Origin of the sequence: Kutzneria viridogrisea DSM 43870, assembly GCF_000525635.1 — a bacterium.
In the GTDB taxonomy this organism is placed as follows: Bacteria; Actinomycetota; Actinomycetes; order Mycobacteriales; family Pseudonocardiaceae; genus Kutzneria; species Kutzneria viridogrisea.
In genome coordinates, this window is the sequence record NZ_CP007155.1 from 2,084,180 (window position 1) to 2,103,561 (window position 19,382).

Annotated in this window: 19 protein-coding genes; 12 read left to right on the top strand and 7 right to left on the bottom strand. The window is 71.1% G+C overall.

Features of this window, described 5'->3' with window-relative positions:
- The first annotated feature begins 1 nt into the window (after position 1).
- The 4 genes from KALB_RS09455 to KALB_RS09470 all read left to right on the top strand — a co-directional run bounded on the left by KALB_RS09455 (position 2) and on the right by KALB_RS09470 (position 3,544).
- Positions 2-832: an oxidoreductase gene (locus KALB_RS09455; protein ID WP_025355476.1), complete on the top strand. Its 831-nt coding sequence runs from the start codon at positions 2-4 to the stop codon at positions 830-832.
- Positions 822-1,400, top strand: a complete 579-nt coding sequence (locus KALB_RS09460) for a TetR/AcrR family transcriptional regulator (protein WP_030108224.1) — start codon at positions 822-824, stop codon at positions 1,398-1,400. The genes KALB_RS09455 and KALB_RS09460 overlap by 11 nt, the downstream gene beginning before the upstream one ends.
- 70 nt (positions 1,401-1,470) lie before the next feature.
- Entirely contained in the window at positions 1,471-2,103 is a 633-nt protein-coding gene (locus tag KALB_RS09465; protein ID WP_025355478.1) for a TetR/AcrR family transcriptional regulator, read from the top strand.
- 76 nt (positions 2,104-2,179) lie between these two features.
- Positions 2,180-3,544: an FG-GAP repeat domain-containing protein gene (locus KALB_RS09470; protein ID WP_148309413.1), complete on the top strand. Its 1,365-nt coding sequence runs from the start codon at positions 2,180-2,182 to the stop codon at positions 3,542-3,544.
- A 68-nt stretch (positions 3,545-3,612) separates the two neighbouring features.
- Here the strand turns inward: KALB_RS09470 and KALB_RS09475 are convergent, their stop codons facing one another.
- Complete coding sequence (locus KALB_RS09475; RefSeq protein WP_042220300.1) at positions 3,613-4,872, bottom strand: GGDEF domain-containing protein; 1,260 nt, start codon at positions 4,870-4,872, stop codon at positions 3,613-3,615.
- A 234-nt stretch (positions 4,873-5,106) separates the two neighbouring features.
- Between KALB_RS09475 and KALB_RS09480 the strand changes: the two genes are divergently transcribed.
- Positions 5,107-5,958, top strand: coding sequence for a DUF4436 family protein (locus KALB_RS09480; protein WP_025355481.1), 852 nt, complete (start codon positions 5,107-5,109; stop codon positions 5,956-5,958).
- A gap of 259 nt (positions 5,959-6,217) precedes the next feature.
- On the opposite strand, the gene KALB_RS09485 is transcribed toward KALB_RS09480, so the two are convergent.
- Positions 6,218-7,369: an acetyl-CoA C-acetyltransferase gene (locus KALB_RS09485; protein WP_025355482.1), complete on the bottom strand. Its 1,152-nt coding sequence runs from the start codon at positions 7,367-7,369 to the stop codon at positions 6,218-6,220.
- 85 nt (positions 7,370-7,454) lie between these two features.
- On the opposite strand from KALB_RS09485, the gene KALB_RS09490 reads away from it, so the two are divergent.
- The 4 genes from KALB_RS09490 (at position 7,455) to KALB_RS09505 (ending at position 12,997) form a co-directional block, all read left to right on the top strand.
- Entirely contained in the window at positions 7,455-9,782 is a 2,328-nt protein-coding gene (locus KALB_RS09490; RefSeq protein ID WP_025355483.1) for a penicillin acylase family protein, read from the top strand.
- A gap of 82 nt (positions 9,783-9,864) precedes the next feature.
- Positions 9,865-10,674 (top strand): M48 family metalloprotease, encoded by an 810-nt coding sequence (locus KALB_RS09495; protein ID WP_025355484.1) that lies wholly within the window; start codon positions 9,865-9,867, stop codon positions 10,672-10,674.
- A 74-nt stretch (positions 10,675-10,748) separates the two neighbouring features.
- Positions 10,749-11,870, top strand: a complete 1,122-nt coding sequence (locus KALB_RS09500) for a hypothetical protein (protein ID WP_025355485.1) — start codon at positions 10,749-10,751, stop codon at positions 11,868-11,870.
- Between the two features lie 83 nt (positions 11,871-11,953).
- Positions 11,954-12,997: a saccharopine dehydrogenase family protein gene (locus KALB_RS09505; RefSeq protein ID WP_025355486.1), complete on the top strand. Its 1,044-nt coding sequence runs from the start codon at positions 11,954-11,956 to the stop codon at positions 12,995-12,997.
- On the opposite strand, the gene KALB_RS09510 is transcribed toward KALB_RS09505, so the two are convergent.
- The gene (locus KALB_RS09510; RefSeq protein WP_025355487.1) at positions 12,998-13,507 is read right to left on the bottom strand and encodes a CGNR zinc finger domain-containing protein; all 510 of its coding nucleotides are present in this window, start codon (positions 13,505-13,507) and stop codon (positions 12,998-13,000) included. It lies immediately after the preceding gene.
- An 18-nt stretch (positions 13,508-13,525) separates the two neighbouring features.
- Between KALB_RS09510 and KALB_RS47515 the strand changes: the two genes are divergently transcribed.
- On the top strand, positions 13,526-13,888 hold the full coding sequence (locus KALB_RS47515) for a hypothetical protein (protein WP_158510731.1): 363 nt from the start codon (positions 13,526-13,528) through the stop codon (positions 13,886-13,888).
- Complete coding sequence (locus tag KALB_RS09520) at positions 13,885-15,198, top strand: FAD-dependent monooxygenase (protein ID WP_025355489.1); 1,314 nt, start codon at positions 13,885-13,887, stop codon at positions 15,196-15,198. Before KALB_RS47515 ends, KALB_RS09520 begins: the two co-directional genes overlap by 4 nt.
- 4 nt (positions 15,199-15,202) lie before the next feature.
- On the opposite strand, the gene lipA is transcribed toward KALB_RS09520, so the two are convergent.
- Together lipA and KALB_RS09530 are read right to left on the bottom strand one after the other, a co-directional pair.
- On the bottom strand, positions 15,203-16,207 hold the full coding sequence (lipA, locus tag KALB_RS09525; RefSeq protein ID WP_025355490.1) for a lipoyl synthase: 1,005 nt from the start codon (positions 16,205-16,207) through the stop codon (positions 15,203-15,205).
- A gap of 83 nt (positions 16,208-16,290) precedes the next feature.
- Positions 16,291-16,791 (bottom strand): hypothetical protein, encoded by a 501-nt coding sequence (locus tag KALB_RS09530; RefSeq protein ID WP_025355491.1) that lies wholly within the window; start codon positions 16,789-16,791, stop codon positions 16,291-16,293.
- Positions 16,792-16,920: 129 nt separating this feature from the next.
- Between KALB_RS09530 and KALB_RS09535 the strand changes: the two genes are divergently transcribed.
- A complete protein-coding gene (locus KALB_RS09535) occupies positions 16,921-17,565 on the top strand; it encodes a TetR/AcrR family transcriptional regulator (protein WP_025355492.1) in 645 nt (214 codons plus the stop codon).
- A 109-nt stretch (positions 17,566-17,674) separates the two neighbouring features.
- On the opposite strand, the gene lipB is transcribed toward KALB_RS09535, so the two are convergent.
- Together lipB and KALB_RS09545 are read right to left on the bottom strand one after the other, a co-directional pair.
- Entirely contained in the window at positions 17,675-18,415 is a 741-nt protein-coding gene (gene lipB / locus KALB_RS09540) for a lipoyl(octanoyl) transferase LipB (protein WP_025355493.1), read from the bottom strand.
- An 11-nt stretch (positions 18,416-18,426) separates the two neighbouring features.
- Complete coding sequence (locus KALB_RS09545; RefSeq protein ID WP_025355494.1) at positions 18,427-19,317, bottom strand: TIGR01777 family oxidoreductase; 891 nt, start codon at positions 19,315-19,317, stop codon at positions 18,427-18,429.
- Between the last annotated feature and the right edge of the window lie 65 nt (positions 19,318-19,382).

Consider the following 19,382-nt stretch of genomic DNA (forward strand, 5'->3'; position numbering starts at 1 on the left):
CATGACTACCTGGTTCATCACCGGCGCCTCGCGTGGGTTCGGTCTGGAGATTGCCCGGCAGGCGTTGGACCGCGGCGACAACGTCGTGGCCACCGCGCGCGACCCGCGTGCGGTCGACCGGGCGCTGGGCGGCGGTGACCGACTGCTCGCGGTGCCGCTGGACGTCACCGACGAGCGCTCGGCCGCCGCTGCCGTGGACGCCGCGATGACCCGCTTCTGCGGTATCGACGTGCTGGTCAACAACGCGGGCCGGGGCCTGCTCGGCGCTGTCGAGGAGGCCACCGACGCGGAGGTGCGCGCGGTCTTCGACACCAACGTGCACGGGCTGCTCGCGGTGACCCGCGCCGTGCTGCCGGTGCTGCGCGCGCAGCGCTCCGGGCGGGTGATCAACATCAGCTCGGTCGGCGGCTTCACCCAGCGCGCGGGCTGGGGCGTCTACGGGGCGACGAAGTTCGCCGTGGAGGGGCTCAGCGAGGCCATGGCCGAGGAACTGGCCCCACTGGGTGTGCGCGTGATCATCGTGGAGCCGGGCGCGTTCCGTACCGACTTCCTCGACGGAAGCTCCCTGCACCGGGCCGCGAACTCGATCGAGGACTACGCGGGCACCGCGGGCAGGGTCGCCTCGGGCGTGGCGGGCAACAACCACGGCCAGCCCGGCGACCCGGTCAAGGCCGCCGCCGCGATCATCACCGTGGGCACCGTGGACGACCCGCCGCTGCGCCTGCAACTGGGCGCCGACAGCGTGCAGCGCGTGCAGGCCAAGCTGGACCACGTGGCGCGCGAGCTCGACCAGTGGCGCGAGCTCGCGCTGTCCACCGGCCATGACGGCTGAACCCAAGCCCGGCTCGCGTAGTGCACGGGTGCGCGCGGCGGTGCTCAAGGCGGCCGGTGAGCTGCTCATGGCGGGCGGGCTCACCGCCGCCACGGTGGACGCGATCAACGCCAGGTCCGGGGTGAGCAAGGCGACGATCTACAAGCACTGGCCGAACCGCACCTGCGTGGCGATCGACGCGTTCGCCGAGCACATGGCCCGTACGGTTCCGTTGCCGGACACGGGGTCCGCGCGCGGTGACCTCACCGAGCAGCTCCGGTTGGTGTGCGCGTTCCACGCCAGCCCGGCCGGGGCCGTGTTCGCCCAGTTGCTGGCCGGTGCCACCGCCGACCCGCAGGCCGGGCGGTTGCTGCGCGAGCGGTTCCTCGCGGGACGGCGCGAGGCGATCCGCGTGCTGTGGCGGCGCGCGCTGGCGCGGGGTGAGGTGCGCGCCGAGGTGGACGTGGAGGTGGCCATCGACCTGTTGTTCGGTCCGGTGATCTACCGGCTGGTCAGCGGGGTCGCCCCGATCGGCCCCGAGCAGGCCGGGGCCATCGCCGAGGCCGCGCTGGCCGGATTGGGCAGGTGACATTCCACGACACCGTGACACGGCGTGACATGATCGAGTGATTCGCCGATCCGCCGAGGAGTGTCCGTCCGTGGCCGAGTTCCACCACCGCCCGTCGCTGACCGAGCGTCGCCGTGCCACGACCCAGACAGAGATCACTCAGGTGGCCGCGGCTCTGTTCGCCGAGCGCGGGGCCGACGGCACCACGGCGGAGAGCATCGCGCGTGCCGCGGGCATCTCGCTGCGCACCTACTACCGCTACTTCCCCACAAAACAGGACGCCGTACTGCCGCTGCTCGCGGACACGGCGTGCCGCTGGGTGTCGTACCTGGCCGAGGTCCCGCCGGAGCAGTCGCTGCGGCTCGCCCTGCAACAGGCGGCGGTACGGGGCCTGACCCCGACCGGGGACGAGTCCGCCGAGGTGATGCGCTGCACCAGGGGCCTGCTCCGCGCCGTGCAGGCCGACCACGCGTTGCGCGCGGTGTGGCTCAAGGTCAACCACGACGCGGAGGAACAGCTGGTCGAGGCGCTGGCGCTGCGGGTCGGCGAGGACGTGGACCCGGTCACGCTGCGGCTGACCGCTGCCGCCGCCGTGACCGCTGTGCGGGTGACCATGCAGGCGTGGGCCGCCACCGACGCCCCGGACATCGGCGCGGGCTCGCCATCACGGCTCGTGGTGCGCTGTATGGACGAACTGACCGCTGGGCTGCGTTCCTGGCGATGACCGAGACCGTTCGCCGCAGGCGCGATCGGGGATTTGGTTGATTGTTCCGGACTGTCCCGCCTGGGCAGGATTGGTGGTGGCCCTCGTCAAGGGCGTTCGCAGGTCACCAGACCATCAAGGGGATGGACCCATGACTGCACTCAGACGTGTTGCCGCTGTACTGCTCGCCGCGGCGATTCCCATTGTTGTAGGTTCAACAGGAATGGCAGGTGCCGTACCGGCCAAGCAGGCGGCCGTGCCCGCTCTGGTCGGAACGGATTACGACGGCAACGGCCGAACGGATGTCGCGCTGACCGGTGTTCCGGGGTGGAACACGTTGCCGACCGCCTTTTCCAACGGCAACGGTTCGTTCAACGTTACCAATTCCCGTGTCGGTGATTTCGCCACCTGGGCGGCAAGTCCTGGCGTGACGGTGCTGACCGGTGACTTCAACGGTGACGGCAAGACCGATGTCGCGCTGACCGGTGTCGCCGGGTGGAACACCCTGCCGATCGCCACCTCCAACGGCAACGGCGACTACACCGTGTCCAACGCCTTCATCGGCGACTTCGCCACCTGGGCCGCCACACCGGGCGTCAAGGCCGTGACCGGTGACTTCAACGGTGACGGCCGCACCGACATCGCGCTGACCGGCGGCTCCGGCTGGAACACCCTGCCCGTGGCGCTGTCCAACGGCAACGGCTCGTTCTCCGTGACCAACACCTACATCGGTGATTTCGCCGCCTGGTCGGCAACCGGTGCCCACGTGGTCACCGGCGATTTCAACGGTGACGGCCGCACGGATATCGCGTTGACCGGTACTGCGGGGTGGAACACGTTGCCGACTGCGTTCTCCAACGGCAACGGTTCGTTCTCCGTCACGAACAACTACGTTGGCGATTTCGCCGCGTGGGCGGCGACCGGCGCGCGCGTGCTGACCGGTGACTTCAACGGGGACGGCAAGACCGATGTCGCGCTGACCGGCACGTCCGGTTGGAACACCCTGCCGATTGCCACCTCCAATGGCAACGGCTCCTACACGGTGAGCAATTCCTACATCGGTGACTTCGCCGCGTGGGCGGCAACCGGTGCTCGTGTTGTGACGGGTGATTTCAACGGTGACGGCCGTACTGATGTCGCGTTGACCGGTACTGCGGGGTGGAACACGTTGCCGACTGCGTTCTCCAACGGCAACGGTTCGTTCTCCGTCACGAACAACTACGTCGGCGACTTCGCTGCCTGGGCGGCCACCGGCGCGCGCGTCATTGTCGGCGACTTCAACGGGGACCGGCGCTCCGACATCGCGCTGACCGGCACCCCGGGCTGGAACACCCTGCCCGTGGCCTTCTCCAACGGCAACGGCTCCTACTCCGTGACCAACACCTACATCGGCGACTTCGCCACCTGGGCCGCCACACCGGGTGCGCTCGTGCCGACGACCCCCGCCAACTCGGCCCGCTGACATGTCATGAAGGTGCCGTTCACGGCGTTCAACGCCGTGAACGGCACCTTCATGACACCGCGCGCGGGTCAGTTCCGGTTGGTGGGCAGCCAGCGGAGGCCCCGGTGGCCGCCCGCGAGGCGGACCAGGTCGCGGCCGGCGTCCTTGGCGGCGTACAGGGCGGTGTCGGCGGCGGCGATCAGGCCGTCCACGGAGTCCTCGTCCACGGCCGGGTGGACGGCCACGCCGACCGACACGGTGAACCCGCTGATCGAGTCGACCACCAGCGCGCGGACCTGGGCGCGGATGCGTTCGGCCACGGCCAGCGCCCCGGCCTGGTCGATACCGGGCAGCAGCACGGCGAACTCCTCACCGCCGAACCGGCCGACCGAGTCCCCGCGCCGCACCGCCCCGCCGAGCAGCCTGGCCACGGCCCGCAGCACGGCGTCCCCGGCGAGGTGCCCGTGCACGTTGTTGACCTGGGAGAAGTGGTCCAGGTCGATCATGAGCAGGCCCAGCGGGCGGTTCTCCTGCCGGGCCCGCACCAGTTCGACCTGGGCCTGCTGGTGCCAGGTCGTTGCGTTGAGCAGGCCCGTCTTGTCATCGGTGCGGGCGGCCAGTTGCAGCTGGTGCAGCAGCACGGTCCGGTGCAGTGCGACCATCGGCACGGCCATCAGCAGCGCGAAGCCCGGCCACCAGGCGGTGGCCAGCGCGGTGAACCCGCCGAGCACCAACTGGGCCAGTTCGAGCAGGTTGTCGGGGCCGCTGCCCACGGCGTCCCGCCTGCGGCGCAGCTTCGCGGTGATCAGGATGATGCCCGCGACCAGCGCGGTGTTCACCAGCCACTGCACGGCCATCGCGGCGAGCAGTGCGGCCATCGGGCCCCAGCCCGCGAGGCGGCCGGCGGCCAGGTGCGACGACAGCCCGGTCGCGGAGCTGACCGCCACCACGGCCAGTGCGGTGACGATCATCATCGCAGCGGTGAACAGGGTGCGGTGCGGCGGCCTGCTCGCGTCCCAGCGGCCCACCAGCCACCAGCGGTGCGCGTAGATGGCGAGCACGAGCAGGACCTCGGGCAGCGCGGGCAGCAGCAGCGCCCCGGCCAGCGTCCAGATCGAGCACAGGTCCACGTGCGGCAGGTGGCTGTGGTCGCGGCGGATCCGCTCGGTGGAGTGACTCAGGTGCAGGTGCGCCACGGCCGCGGCCAGCACGGCGCCAGCGCTGATCCACTGCTCCTCGCGTACCGGCTGACCTGCGGTAACGGCGATCAACGCGAGCGCGATCAGCTCGATGAGCAGCACGTAGGCCACCGCTGTGCGAGGCAGCTTCCACAGTGCCCAAGCGCGCATCTTCAGCCCCCCGAGTGATCCACGCGGTGCCGGATCGGACGGTAATTGCGCGTTGAACAGGTGTCAGCCGCCAACCAGGTTGCCGACCATGTGCTGAAGCCGACACCCAAGCCGCCAGCGGGGAGGTGGCCGCCATGCGCGACAAGATCTGGTGAGACCCGCTCCCGAACCCGCCGACGCCGTGGTCCGCCGCGGCGTTGGCGCGGGACGCCCGACTGCCCTAGCTTGAGCGCCGTGTCCGAGCAAGAGGTCAAACGGCGCAGGTGGCCCTACTTCGTTGTGCCCATCGGGGTGGTGCTCGCGGTGGGTCTGGGCGCACTCGGTTTCTTCAGCGAGTTCTCCAGCCGCAACGTGGACTACACGATCGGTGACGAGTCGCACCCGGGCAACGCCGTCAACGTCCTGACGACCGTGCAGCGGGTGGACGCGGCCCCGCGCGAGATGGTGCTCCAGGTGCTCGTCATGCCCCGGGGCTCCTACGCCGACAACGGGAACGAGACCGCACCCGCCAAGGACCTGGTGGTGGAGACCTCCTCGCTGACCACGGCTCCGCTGACCTTCAAGGCGCACGAGCGGATCACCGCGCGGGAACTGCGCGTACCGCTGAACGGGGTCGTGTCCTTCTTCCCCTTCGACCGGTACACCACCCAGCTCTACTTCGGCGCGGAGACGGCCGGGGTGCCCGCGCCGGTGCTGTTGACCGTCAGCGACCACGACCCCGGGTTCATCACCAGGCCCACCGCGCAGCAGACCGGTGACGGCGAGGTGACCGCGGACCTGGAGGTCAAGCGCTCGCGCAGCACGTTCTTCCTGGCCTGGTTCCAGGGCATCGTGATGTGGGCGCTGGGCCTGTCGGTGCTCGGCGGGGCGGTGCACATCATGCGGCGCAAGCTCGGGCTGGTCTGGCCCGCGCTGGGCTGGATGGCGGCCACCCTGTTCGCGCTGGTGGGTTTCCGCAACGCAGCGCCCGGCCTGCCGCCGATCGGCTCGCTGATCGACTACTGCGCCTTCTTCTGGGCCGAGGCGATCATCACCCTGTCCCTGGTCATGGTGACGCTCAAGGGAGTCCGGGCCAGGGCGTCCTGAGCAGCATGCCCAGCTGACGGGACTGGGCCACTGGGCCTGCCGGTGGCCCAGCCGGGCAGTTGCGGCACCCGGTACTCCACCCGCTCGGTGATCGAGGCGCCGGGGACCCCCTCGGGCACAGATCGGTGCAGGACTTGGGATCGGTCAGGTCCGGCGGCCCCTCGGCGGCGTAGAGCTGTTCCTGCGGCTCGTCCAGGTCGCCGAAGGCCCCGTCAGTGTCGCGTGCCGTATGCGACATCAGATGTCGCATACGGCACTTTCATGACATGCGCTCCACGATCGTCACGTTCGCCGTGCCGCCGCCCTCGCACATGGTCTGCAACCCGTAGCGGCCACCGGTGCGTTCGAGCTGGTTGAGCAGCGTGGTCATCAGCCGCGCACCGGTGGCCCCCAGCGGGTGGCCCAGTGCGATCGCCCCGCCGACCGGGTTGACCCTGTCCGGGTCGGCCCCGGTCTCGGCCAGCCAGGCCAGCACGACGGGGGCGAACGCCTCGTTGATCTCCACCAGGTCGATGTCCCCGATGGACATGCCCGCCCTGGCCAGCGCGTACTCCGTGGCCGGGATCGGCCCCGTGAGCATCAGCACGGGGTCGGCCCCGCGCGCCGAGATGTGGTGCAAACGGGCTCGTGGCACGAGGTTGTGCGTACTCAGTGCCCGCTCCGAAGCGACCAGCAGGGCCGCGGCCCCGTCGCTGATCTGACTGGCCATCGCGGCGGTCAACCGCCCGCCGGGCCGCAGCGGTGGCAGCGACCGGATCTTGTCCCAGTCCGGCTCGCGAGGTCCCTCGTCGCGCGCGACCCCGTTGAGCGCAACGATTTCCCGGTCGAACATGCCGTCACGGCGCGCCGCGAGGGCCCGCTCGTGCGAGCGCACGGCGTACTGCTCCATCACCTCGCGGCTCAGGCCCCAGCGCTGCGCGATCAGCTCCGCGCCGCGGAACTGCGAGATCTCCTGCGTGCCGTAGCGGGCCGTCCACCCGGCGCTGCCCCGGAACGGTTCCGGGAAGCCAAGACCGCTGCCCAGGGTCATCGCCGAGCTGATCGGGATCGCCGACATGTTCTGCGCCCCACCGGCCACGACCAGGTCCGCCGTGCCGGACAGCACCGCCTGTGCGGCGAAGTGCACCGCCTGCTGGGAGGAGCCGCACTGGCGGTCCACCGTGACGCCCGGGACCTGCTCGGGCAGTCCGGCCGCGAGCCAGGCCGTGCGGCCGAGGTTGCCCGCCTGCGCGCCGACCGCGTCCACGCAGCCGAACACCACGTCGTCCACGGCCGCGGGGTCGATCCCGGTGCGCCGGACCAGTTCCCGCAGCACGTGCGCGCCCAGGTCGGCCGGGTGCACCCCGGCCAGGCCGCCGCCCCGCCTGCCGACGGGGGTGCGCACCGCGTCCACCAGGTATGCCTCCGCCATGCCAGCCAGGCTACCAAGCACTTGCTTGGTTACGAAAGGGCGTGCGGTGCTACGCTCGGCGATCGTGCGAACACTTGGGGGAAGCATGAGGTTCGTCCGTGCCCTGCTCGCCGCGCTGACCGCCGTCACGCTGACCGCGGGCACCGCGGCGGCCACCGAGGACGGCTCGCGCGGGGTGCTGATCCAGCGCACCGAGTACGGCATCCCGCACATCACCGCGAGCGGTTTCACCGACCTGGGCCACGGCTACGGCTACGCCTTCGCACAGGACAACCTGTGCACCCTGGCCGACACCGTGCTGACCGTCACCGGCGAGCGCTCCCGTTACCTGGGCCCGGACGCCGACGCGGGGGACCAGCTCAGCGGGCCGCTGAGCAACCTGGACAGCGACGTGTTCCACCGCTCGGTCAACGACACCGGGCAGCCGCGGCGCGCGATGGCCCAGCCCGCCCCGCTCGGGCCCACCCGGCAGGTCCGCCAGATGATCAGCGGCTACGTGGCCGGGGTCAACGAGTACCTGGCGCGGACCGGCGTGGCCAACCTGCCCGACCCGACCTGCCGCGCCAAGCCCTGGGTGCGGCCGATCACCACCGATGACCTGGACCTGCTCCTGTACTACCTCAACCAGTTCGGCGGGCTGGACCGCTTCCAGCGGCAGATCGCCAACTCGGCCCCGGCTGCCCCGGGCACGGTCCCGCACAGCGCCGTCAACCCCGACCTGGGCAGCAACGGCATCGCCGTCGGCCGCGAGGGCAGCCAGGGCGGCTACGGGGTGCTGCTGGCCAACCCGCACTTCCCCTGGCTGGGCGCCAACCGGTTCTACCAGGTGCAGCTGACGATCCCCGGCGTGCTCAACGTGAGCGGGGCCAGCCTCTACGGCCTGCCGTTCGTCGCGATCGGACACACCGAGCACCTGGCGTGGACGCACACCGTGTCCACCGCGCAGCGCTTCACCCTGTACGAACTGCACCTCGTGCCCGGCGACCCGACCAGCTACCTGGTGGACGGCAAGGCGGAGCGCATGGCCGCCCGCACCGTGCGGGTGCCGCTACCCGGCGGCGGCACGGCCGCACGCACCGTGCACGACTCCCGCTACGGCCCGGTGCTCGGCGGCAACTGGACCGCCGACACGGCCTACGCCGTGCGCGGGGCCAGTGTCGACAATGGACGGTCGAGCAACGAGTGGCTGGCCATGGCCCAGTCCGACTCCGTGGCCCAGCTGCGCGCCGCGCAGGACCGCTACCAGGGCATCCCGTTCGTCAACACGATGGCCAGCGACAGCACCGGCACCGCCTACTACGCCGACGCCTCGGTGGTGCCGCACGTGACCGACGCCCAGGCCGCCCGCTGCGTGAACAGCCCGTACGGCAAACAGGTCTACCCGGCGCTGACCGTGCTGGACGGGTCCACTTCGGACTGTCAGTGGGGCAGCGACCCGGATGCCGTCACCTCCGGCATCTTCGGGCCGCGTGCCAACCCCTCGTTGCAGCGCGCGGACTACGTCACCAACAGCAACGACAGCTTCTGGCTGACCAACCCGGCCGCGCCGATCACCGGCCTGCCCAAGATCTACGGCCTGTCCGGCACCCAGCGCAGCCCGCGCACCCGGCTGGGCCTGGACACCATCGCGCGCCGGCTCAACGGGACCGACGGGCTCGGCGCCCCCGGTTTCAGCGGGCCGACCACCTGGCAGGCGCTGATGGGCAACCGCAACCTCAGCGGGGAGTTGGCCCGCGACTCGGTGGTGTCCCTGTGCCGCGGCCAGTCCACGCTGACCGCGAGCAACGGTGAGCAGGTCGACGTGCGCGAGGCGTGCACCGCGCTGGCCAACTGGGACCTGCGCGGCAACCTGGACAGCAGGGGAGCCGTGCTGTGGCGCCAGTTCTGGCTGCCCGCCACCCGCGCCACCGACCTGTGGACCGTGCCCTTCGACCCGGCTCACCCGGCCACCACGCCCAACACACTGAACACCGCGAGCCCCGCCATGCGCACCGCGTTGGCCGATGCGGTGCAACGGATGCGGGCACTGCACGTGCCGCTGGACGCCCCGTTGTCGGCGGCCCAGTACACGGCTGCCGCAGGGGACGACAAGGCAGTTCCCGGCTGTGGCAACGGCGAGGGCTGCTACGACATCACCAGCGGCCTCGGGGGTGCGCAACTGCTCGGTGCGGACGGGCGCTTCCCAGCGATCAGCTTCGGCTCCAGCTTCGTGATGTCGGTGGAGCTGCGCCAGAGCGGTCCGGTGGCCAGGACCCTGCTGACCTACTCCCAGTCGGCCAATCCTGACTCCCCGCACCACGGGGACCAAACCGACCTGTTCGGCAGGGGACTTTGGGTGCAGGAAAAGTTCAGTCAAGCCCAGATCGTTGCGGATCCGCACCTGAGCACGACGATTTTGCGAACCCGAGGGTGAGCGTCACCCTGTGTCGCGAATCGACTTCATAACGTCTTGGTCGCGGAGGCTGTTTTAGTCCGAACGGAAGTACGCTGCCGGAGTGGCGACGGTGGAGGAACAGCCGGTACCGGCTGACGAACAGGTGGTCGGCGCCGCGCTGCCCAAGGACGGGCAGCTCGTCCGCTGGCTGCTCGCCGTCAGCCTGACCTACCTGGCCGCGGCGGCGCTGCTGGCCTGGCTATCCGGGGCGCAAGCCCTGCGGGTACTGGGTTTCGCGGTGGACGTGCCGATGGCCCTGCTCGCGCTCGCGGTGATCATCCGGCTCGCCCGGCTGCGCCAGGTGTGCCGCAGCAGGGCTTTGCGGCCCGCGCTGCTGGCACCGCAACTGGCGGCCGGGGTCGCGCTGGCGGGCATCCCCGACGTCCGGGTGCGGGTCGGCACCCGGGCCGTCGGCCGCTCCTACCGCGCGGGCAGGCACGCCGTGGTCCTGCTCAACGACGGGCTGCTGGAACAGGTCCCACTTGCCACTACTTTCGTGGTGGCGCACGAACTCGGCCACGTCGCCAGGCACGACAGCCTGCGGCAGACCGTGGTGGCCGTCTACCTGGTCACCACGCTCGCGCTGACCGTGTGGGTGCTGCCGCCCGCGGGCTGGGCGGTCGGTGTACTCGCCGTGCTGGGGCTTGCCACCACCTACACCTGGTCGCGGGAACTGGACTGCGATCGGATCGGCAGCCGTTGCGCCGGACAGCGGTCGGCCGTAGCCGCCATTGAGACCTTCGGTCGGCTGCGCACCGCGAACCCGTTGCTGCGCTTGTGGGCTCAGGTCAGCCACCCGCCGTTGTCCTTGCGCCGCAACGCCGTTCTCGACCCCGAGCGGACCTGCGGCTGGTTCGGCCCCCGCGACTGAGCTCTGCTCGAACGCACTTCCCGGCTGCCCTTGCGCTCCTGTCCGGACCTGTCCCGATTTGTCATGGTGTCCCAATGGGATCTGCCGCGTCCGGCCGGATCGGCCGCCTGCTCGTTGTCGCCGTGGTGGGAGCCGCAACCGCGCTGGGGGTGACCGGCCCGACGGCCGGTGCCGGTCCCGGCCCGAGCTTCCGCGTCGTGCCCTCACCGGCACTGCCCGAGGGCAGCACGCTCAGTGCTGTCACCACCTTCGGTGAGAACCACGCCTGGGTCGTCGGCGCCACACCCACCGGCGCCCTGGTCGAACGCTGGGACGGCCACGCCTGGAGCCTCGTGCCCGCGCCGAGCACGGATGGCTACCTGGCCTCGGTCAGCGCGGTCGCCGCCGACGAGGTGTGGGCCGTGGGCAGCCGCAACTCCGTGGTACAGCCCGTGATCGTGCACGGGTCCAGCCACGGCGTCACCGAGGTGAGCGTGCCCGGCTTCGCCGACGGCTTCCTCAACTCGGTGTCCGCCTCCGGCCCCAAGGACGTGTGGGCCGTCGGCGGTCGCACCTTCGACGACCCCACCCCGCTCGTGCTGCACTACGACGGCCACGCCTGGGCCACCGTGCCCGTGCCCGCGGGCGGCACGAGTCGGCTCTACTTCACCGCGATCTCCGCCACCGCCCCGAACGACGTGTGGGCCAGCGGCTGGAAGACCATCGGCACCGGCACGGACCTGGTCGCCGCCGTCCAGCACTGGGACGGCCACGGCTGGACCGACCGCTCGCCCGCCGGGCTGTTCGACGCGGAGAGCCTGTCCGTCAGCGGCAGCCGCGTGTGGACCGTCGCCGCGCGCGAGATCGCCCAGCGCAGCGGCGGTGCCTGGACCACGCTGCCCGCCATCCCCACCGACCCGAGCAAGCGCCGCAGCGTGGACTCGATCAGCGGGGACCCCAGCGGCAACCTGTGGGCCGCGGGCCGCACCTACCCGCCGTCGGGCAGCCCCCGCCCCACCTTCGGCTCGCTCGACCGGTGGAACGGCCACGCCTGGACCAACTACGCCCTGCCCACCGCGCTCGCCGGCGGGCAGACCGTGGCCATCGCCGTCGCCGCCACGCCCAGCGGTAACACCGCCTGGGCCGTGATCACCAACACCAAGGTCCGCACCCTCGGCACCCCCGGCCTCGCCATCCTCCGCGCCACCGCCCCCTAGAGATGTCATGAAAGTGCCGTTTGAGACATCTGGTGTCTCAAACGGCACTTTCATGACACAGAGGCCGGTGCCATACTCGCGGTATGGCGTGGATGGTGTATGGCGCGAACGGTTACACCGGAGAACTGGTCGCGCGCCTGGCCGTGCAGCGCGGTGAACAACCGCTGCTGGCCGGGCGTTCGGCGCGGAAGATCGCCCCGCTGGCGGCCGAACTCGGTCTGCCGCAGCGGATCGCGGACCTGACCGACCCGGCCGGTCTGCGCGCGGCACTGTCCGATGTGGACTTGGTCGTGCACTGCGCGGGCCCGTTCTCGGCCACCGCGCGGCCCGTTGTCGACGCCTGCCTGGCCACCGGCACGCACTACGTGGACATCACCGGCGAGATCGACGTGTTCGAGCAGGTCTTCGCCCGCGCCGGGGAGGCCGAGCAGGCGGGCGTGGTGCTGCTGCCCGGTGCCGGGTTCGACGTGGTGCCCACCGACGGCATCGCCGCGCTGCTGGCCAAGGCGCTGCCCACCGCGACCCACCTGGACCTCGCGTTCCTGGTCGGCGGCGGCATCAGCCCCGGCACGCTCAAGAGTTCCGTGGAGGGCATGGCCTCCGGCGGCCGGGTCCGCGTCGACGGCCAGTTGCGGCCCGACCCGGTCGGCAGCCGACGACTGGTCGCCGAGTTCCCGAGCAGGCCGCGCTCGGTCGCGTCCATCCCGTGGGGCGACGTCAGCACCGCCTACCGCTCCACCGGGATCCCCAACATCGTCACCTACACGGCGTTGCCCTCCGCCGCGGGGACCGCACAGGGCCTGCTCGCCCCGTTGCTGCGACTGCCCGTCAGCCAGGCCGTTGCCAAGCGGGTCATCAGCCTGCTGCCCGGTCCCAGCCAGCAGGCCAGGCAGTCCAGCCGCAGCGAGGTGTGGGGAGAGGTCCGCGACGCCGAAGGCAAGCGGGCCTCGCTCACACTGAGCGGGCCCAACGGTTATTCGCTCACCGCCGACGCCGTGCTGCGCGCCGTCGGCCACCTGCTCGCCGGCGAGGTGGCCCCCGGCGCGCACACGCCCTCCACGGCCTTCGGCGCCGACTTCGTCCGCGAGCTCGACGGCGTGCGGGTCGGTGAACTGGTCACCGGCTGATCAGCCGTCCTGGCGCTTTTCCCGGTGGGCGGCGACCCTGACCCGCGTCCCGCAGCGCGTCGAGCAGTACACCTGGCGGGCACGACGTCCGGTGTCCACGAAGAACCGACCGCAGTCCGGTGCAGCGCAGGACCCCCACGCCGGGTAGCCGCGATCGCTCATCCACAGGCCCAGGGCCAGAGCTGCCGTGGACAGTAACCACTCCGCCCGGTCCGTGGTCGAGGGTTCCTTGGCGTGCATCGACCACGGACGCCCCGGCATGCGCACCAGGTGTGGGCGCGTGCCGTACCTGTCCAGCAGTGCGTTGATGCCCGCCGCGATCTCGTCCTCGTCCCGCAACGACAGCAGGGCCACCAGTTCGCTCGCCGCTTGGCGCAACCTGTCCGCGCCGAACTCCGTCAGCTCGGGCCCTGTGTCGCCGTGCTTGCGCAACAGCGCCCTCAGCTCGTCCGTCGAGGCGGCGGGGGAGTTCGCCAACTCGACCAGGAAGTACAGGCCCCGGGGGTTCACCCCGTGATCGTAACGCCCATGTTGTTGTTTGCCGTTACGGCGCGCGCGGACGCCAGGAAGGTGCCGTTCGGGACGTTGAACGTCTCAAAGGGCACATTCGTTACGGCGTGGAGACACGCGCCGCGCGCCACGAAGGCCACCTTCGCGGCGGTGCCGCACCGCAAGCGGGCTGCCCGCTCGCCCCGCGCCCGTGTCACGAAGGTGCCGTTCGAGACGCCCAACGTCATAAAGGCCACCCTCCTGGCGCCGCCGAAACACGCCGCGAAAGGACCATTCGCTGCGTTCAGCGCAGTGAAAGCCACCTTCGCGGCGGTCGTGGCGCGCTCACCGCGCGTGGTAACGTCAAACTGGAAGTTTGGCGTTACGGGGGTGGTGAAGTGAAACGGACTGCGGTCCTGATCGTGGGTGGCGGGCCGGTGGGGTTGACCCTGTCGATCCTGCTCAAGTGGCACGGTGTGGACCACGTGCTGCTGGAAGCGCGTGAGCAGCCCTCAGCGCACCCGAAGGCGCGCGGTGTGGCGGCGAGTTCGATGGAGACGTTCCGCCGCTGCGGCCTGGAAGCGGAGATCCGTGCGGCGGGCCTACCAGCCTCAAGCGTGCACTTCTACCGGGGGCGGAGCCTGGTGGACCCGGACTACACGCGAACGGGCACAACACCGACGGAGCAGCGGAACACCCCGTCGCCAGGGCTGGTCTGCGCGCAGGACGCACTGGAACCGATCCTGCGCCGCCATGCGGAGGGCTGGTTCGGCGCACGGCTCGCGGAGTTCAGTGAGCACCGCACTGGCTTGCGAGCAGTGCTCACCGATGGGCGGCGCCTCGAAGCGGACTGGCTGGTGGGCTGTGACGGAGCGGCCAGCGGGGTGCGGGCGGCGGCGGGCATCGAGATGGTGGGGCCGACCGGGTTGGGGCGCTACCTGAGCGTCCGCTTCGAGGCGCCGCTGGGCGAGGTGGTGGCCGACCGGGCCAGCGCCTCGTACTTCCTGACGCCACCGGCGGTGGGCGGCTTCCTCGCGGTGGACAACGACCGGCACTGGATCTACCAGTACCCGTTGGGTCCCGAGCCGGGTGACCTCGTGGAACTGGTGCGCGGGGCGGCGGGCATCCCGGACCTGCCGGTGACGATCCGCGACACGATGACCTGGCGCATGGACGCACAGCTCGCGGCGGCCTACCGGCGCGGGCGAGTGCTGCTGGCGGGGGACGCGGCGCACACGATCCCGCCGACCGGCGGCCATGGCATGAACACCGGGATCGGGGACGTGGCGAACCTGGCGTGGCGGCTGGCCGCGGTCACCTCCGGCTGGGCGGAGCCCGCGTTGCTGGAGGGCTACGAAGCGGAGCGGCGTCCGATCGCCCGTCAGGTGATCGACATCTCGCTGGCGAACAGCAGGGCCCGTGGCGGCTACCGCATTGACGATGAGTTGCTGCTGGGGGCGGTGTACGGCGAGCAGCCTCGGCTCCCGACCGAAGGCTACGTGCCGACCGTCCAGGTCGGACACCGGGCGCCGCACGTGTGGCTCGGCGGCGGTGTGTCCACAGTGGACAAGATTGGGCCGGGATTCACCGAGATCCCCTACGGGGACAAGACGGTGCTGGTCCGGCCGGACGGCTACATCGCCTGGTGCTCAACGGGTCCGACAACGACGAAGGAGCTGCGCCAGGTGGTGGCGCAGCTCCTGTCCTCGTAGTGGGTCAGCGCGGGGCGAGCAGGGAGCTGGCCTCCTGGGCCGCCGAACCGGCCTGCAACAGGTGCCGTAGGTTCTCCGGCAGCTGCTCGCCACGCCGCTGCACGGCCTGGGCGTAGAGCCGACCAGCGCGGTACGAGGAGCGCACCAGCGGACCGGCCATCACCCCGGAGAAGCCGATCTCCTCGGCGTCCTTGGAGTGCGCGACGAACTCCTCGGGCTTGACCCAGCGCTCCACCGGGTGGTGGCGCGGGCTGGGCCGCAGGTACTGGGTGATCGTGATGATCTCGCAGCCCGCCTCGTGCAGGTCGCGTAGCGCCTCGGTGACCTCTTCGGGGGTCTCGCCCATGCCCAGGATCAGGTTGGACTTGGTGACCAGCCCGGCCTCGCGGGCCATCGTGATGACCTTCAGCGAGCGCTCGTAGCGGAACGCGGGCCGGATGCGCTTGAAGATGCGCGGCACCGTCTCCAGGTTGTGCGCGAGCACCTCGGGGCGCGAAGAGAACACCTCGGCGAGCTGGCCCGGCTCCGCGTTGAAGTCGGGGATCAGCAGCTCCACGCCGGTGCCCGGGTTGAGCGTGTGGATCTGGCGCACGGTCTCGGCGTACAGCCAGGCGCCGCCGTCGGGCAGGTCGTCGCGGGCCACCCCGGTGACGGTGGAGTAGCGCAGGCCCATCGCCTGCACCGACTCGGCCACCCGACGGGGCTCCTCGCGGTCGAACTCCGCGGGCTTGCCGGTGTCGATCTGGCAGAAGTCGCAGCGCCGGGTGCACTGGTCGCCGCCGATGAGGAAGGTGGCCTCGCGGTCTTCCCAGCACTCGTAGATGTTGGGACAACCGGCCTCTTCGCACACCGTGTGCAGGCCCTCGCGCTTGACCAGGCCCTTGAGCTCCCGGAACTCGGGGCCCATCTTGGCGCGGGTCTTGATCCAGGAGGGCTTCTTCTCGATCGGTGTCTGACTGTTGCGGATCTCCAGCCGCAGCAGCTTCCGACCCTCGGGCACCACAGTCACACGATTACCTTACGCTGGCCGGTCGGGTGTGCGGGGTCACACGCCCCCTCGTTGGAGCGTGCGTCCCAGCTCAGTCCGGGGATTCAGCCCAGCAGCCGGGCCAGTCCGCGCTTGCCGGTGGTCCTGCTCGGGGCGGCCGGGGTGCTGTGCACCAGGGCCAGGAACGCCGCGCCGATGCGCTCGATCTCCTCGGCGGGCTCGGTCAGTTCGGCCAGCCCGGCCGACAGGGCGAGCATGCGCTGCTCACGGGCGTTCGCGGCGTCCAGTGCGGGCCCCGCGTTGGCCTCGAGCACCCGGCGCAGGGCCTGGTTCTCGTTCGCCGCGCGGCGCCACGCCGAGGCGACGGCCTCGACCCGGTCCGCGTTCGGGCTCTGCTCGGCGGCCGACAGGGCCAGGCCGATGTGGCCGGTCAGCAGCTGCGTCCACTTGTAGTGCAGTGCCGCCAGCAGTTCCTCGGTGCCGGTGAACACCTCGGCGGCGTGCGGGATCTCCTCGAAGGCCACGGCGCCGTCAGGATTGCGACGGGCCTGCCGCAGCGTCGCGTCGATCACGTCACGCCGGCGGTAGAAGTCGTTCCAGCTCATGGCTACCTCCTCCCTCGTGACCGGGGTCATACCTTCAGTCTTCGGCATACCCTCGGTACGGTCCAACACGCACAACATACCATGGGTACGTACCGGCGGTATGTCGTTACAGTTGTGAGCGTGGCGACAGTGCGGTCCAGACGACTCGAGTACTCCGAATCCACCAGGGACGCCCTGGTGGACAGCGCCGTGGAACTGTTCACCAAGCGCGGCTACGCGGGCACGTCCCTGGACGAGGTCGCCAAGCGGGCGCGGGTGACCAAGGGCGCCCTCTACCACCACTTCAGCGGTAAGCAGGCCCTGTTCGAGGCCGCCTTCGACGCCGTGGAGACCAAGGCGATGAGCCGGCTCGGCGAGATCGTGAGCGGTCCCGGTCACCCGTGGGAGGTGGCCATGGCCGGGCTACGCGGCTACGTGCGGGTCTGCCTGGACCCCTCGTTCCAGCGCATCGTGGTGCACGAGGCCCCCGTGGTGATGGGCTGGGCCCGCTGGCGGGAGGCCGAGGAGCACTTCAGCTTCGGCATGATCCGCTCCACGGTGCAGGCGCTGATCGAGACCGGGGAGATCGACGAGCTGCCGCTGGAGGTCACCGCCCGCCTGCTCTACGGGGCGCTGTCCGCGGGGGCCTCGATGATCGCCAGCGCGGCCGACCCGCGCCGCACCAGTGAGGACGTGATCCGGTCCACCATCCGGGTGATCGAGGGCCTGCGCAAACCCGAGGCCGCCGTGGCAGCCGAGGAGTCCACCGGCCGGTCCCGGCGGCGCCACCGCTGACCCGCCCGCACCGGTGCGGCGTGTCGGCGCCCGCCGACACGCACGCCACGAGACGCCGACACGCGGTGCTGGTTGGACCACGTCGGAACTGGTGCCGCAGGCGGTCTGATCAGCCCTGGAGGGCGAAGGTGACCCCGGCGGCCTGCGGGCCGCCCTCGCGCGGGATGAAGCGCTCGCTGACCTGGAGGCTGCCCTCCAGTGCGGCGAGCACCGCCTCCCGCACGAGCGGCTGTACCTCAGCCACAGTCACCTCGCGGCCCAGCTCCAGCGACAGCGAGGTGACCCCGGCGTCGCGGATGCCGCAGGGCACGATCTTGTCGAAGGCGGCCAGGTCGGCGTTGCAGTTGATCTCCAGGCCGTGCATGGTGACCCCGCGCTGCACGCGGATGCCGATCGCGGCGATCTTGCGCTCCGGCCGGGACTCGGTGGCGGCCAGCCACACCCCGCTGCGACCGTCCACCCGGCCGGTGGCCAGTCCCAGCTGGTCGCACACGTGGATCAGCGCCTGCTCGATGCGCCGCACGTAGTCGACCACGTCCACCGGGTCGGACAGCTGCACGATGGGATAGCCCACCAGCTGGCCGGGCCCGTGCCAGGTGATCTTGCCGCCGCGGTCCACGTCGATCACCGGGGTGCCGTCCTGCGGGCGGTCCTCGGGCTCGGTGCGCTTGCCGGCGGTGTAGGTGGACGGGTGCTCCAGCAGCAGCAGCGTGTCCGGGCCGGTGCCCTCGGCACGCGCGTGCGCCAGTTCCCGCTGCAGTTCCCAGGCCTCGAGGTAGTCGATGGTGCCCAGGTCGCGCACCTGCACCGGTTCGGCCCAGGCGCGGCAGGAGGTGTCTGCTCGGCTCACGTCTGTCGACACTACGCCTGAGCTCCGACAACCTCCGCCAGGGCCGTGGCCAGCGTCTCGTGCTGGAAGGTGAAGCCCTGGGCCAGCAGGGCCGCGGGCACCGCGCGCTGGCCGGACAGCAGCGCCTCGTCGGCCAGCTCACCGAGCACCGCGCGCATGGCGAAACCGGGCACGGCCCACGGCGCGGGCCTGCCCAGCGCCGCGCCCAGTTCGCGGGTGAACTCGGCGTTGCTCACCGGCGTGGGCCCGGTCAGGTTGAGCGGCCCGCTGATCTGCTCGTGCTCCAGGGCGAAGCGGATCGCGGCGACGTGGTCGTCCAGGGAGATCCACGGCATGTACTGCCTGCCGTCACCGAGCTTGCCGCCCAGCAGCAAGGAGAAAAGTGGGCGCAGCTTGCCCAGCAGCCCACCGGACTCGGACAGCACCAGCCCGGTGCGCAGCAGCACCAGGCGGTTCTGCGCGGCGGGCGAGGCGGCGGCCTCCCACTCGCGGCACAGCTCGGCCAGGAAACCCTTGCCCGAAGGGGAGGACTCGTCGACGACCCGCGCGCCGCAGTCCCCGTAGTAGCCCACGGCCGAACCGCTGACCAGCACCGGAACCCCGTGTTCCAGCACGGCGGCGGCCAGCACCTCGGTCGGCTCGGTACGCGAGTCGAGCAGGGCCTGCTTGCGGGCCTGGCTCCACCGCTTGTCGGCGATGCCCGTGCCGCACAGGTTCACCACCGCGTCCGCACCGTCCAGCGCGCCCTCGGCCAGCTCACCGGCCGGCGGGTCCCAGAACCGCTCGTCGGGGGCGTTCGGCCGCCTGCGCACCAGGCGGACCACCTCGTGCCCGGCCTGTCGCAGCGCCAGCACCAGGGCCGTACCGATCAGGCCCGAGGAGCCCGCGATCACCACTCGCATGTACTGATCGTGGTGCACCACCCCGGGCCCCGCACAACAGGGTGTGACGCGAAAGTGCCGTATGA

Bases quoted from the DNA above. Each gene is read 5' to 3' on its own strand.
- KALB_RS47515 (WP_158510731.1), top strand. From the start codon at position 13,526: ATGTTGTTGTTTGCCGTTACGGCGCGCGCGGACGCCAGGAAGGTGCCG.
- KALB_RS09490 (WP_025355483.1), top strand. From the start codon at position 7,455: ATGAGGTTCGTCCGTGCCCTGCTCGCCGCGCTGACCGCCGTCACGCTG.
- KALB_RS09545 (WP_025355494.1), bottom strand. From the start codon at position 19,317: ATGCGAGTGGTGATCGCGGGCTCCTCGGGCCTGATCGGTACGGCCCTG.
- KALB_RS09505 (WP_025355486.1), top strand. From the start codon at position 11,954: ATGGCGTGGATGGTGTATGGCGCGAACGGTTACACCGGAGAACTGGTC.
- KALB_RS09460 (WP_030108224.1), top strand. From the start codon at position 822: ATGACGGCTGAACCCAAGCCCGGCTCGCGTAGTGCACGGGTGCGCGCG.
- KALB_RS09500 (WP_025355485.1), top strand. From the start codon at position 10,749: ATGGGATCTGCCGCGTCCGGCCGGATCGGCCGCCTGCTCGTTGTCGCC.
- KALB_RS09455 (WP_025355476.1), top strand. From the start codon at position 2: ATGACTACCTGGTTCATCACCGGCGCCTCGCGTGGGTTCGGTCTGGAG.
- KALB_RS09485 (WP_025355482.1), bottom strand. From the start codon at position 7,369: ATGGCGGAGGCATACCTGGTGGACGCGGTGCGCACCCCCGTCGGCAGG.
- KALB_RS09475 (WP_042220300.1), bottom strand. From the start codon at position 4,872: ATGCGCGCTTGGGCACTGTGGAAGCTGCCTCGCACAGCGGTGGCCTAC.
- KALB_RS09530 (WP_025355491.1), bottom strand. From the start codon at position 16,791: ATGAGCTGGAACGACTTCTACCGCCGGCGTGACGTGATCGACGCGACG.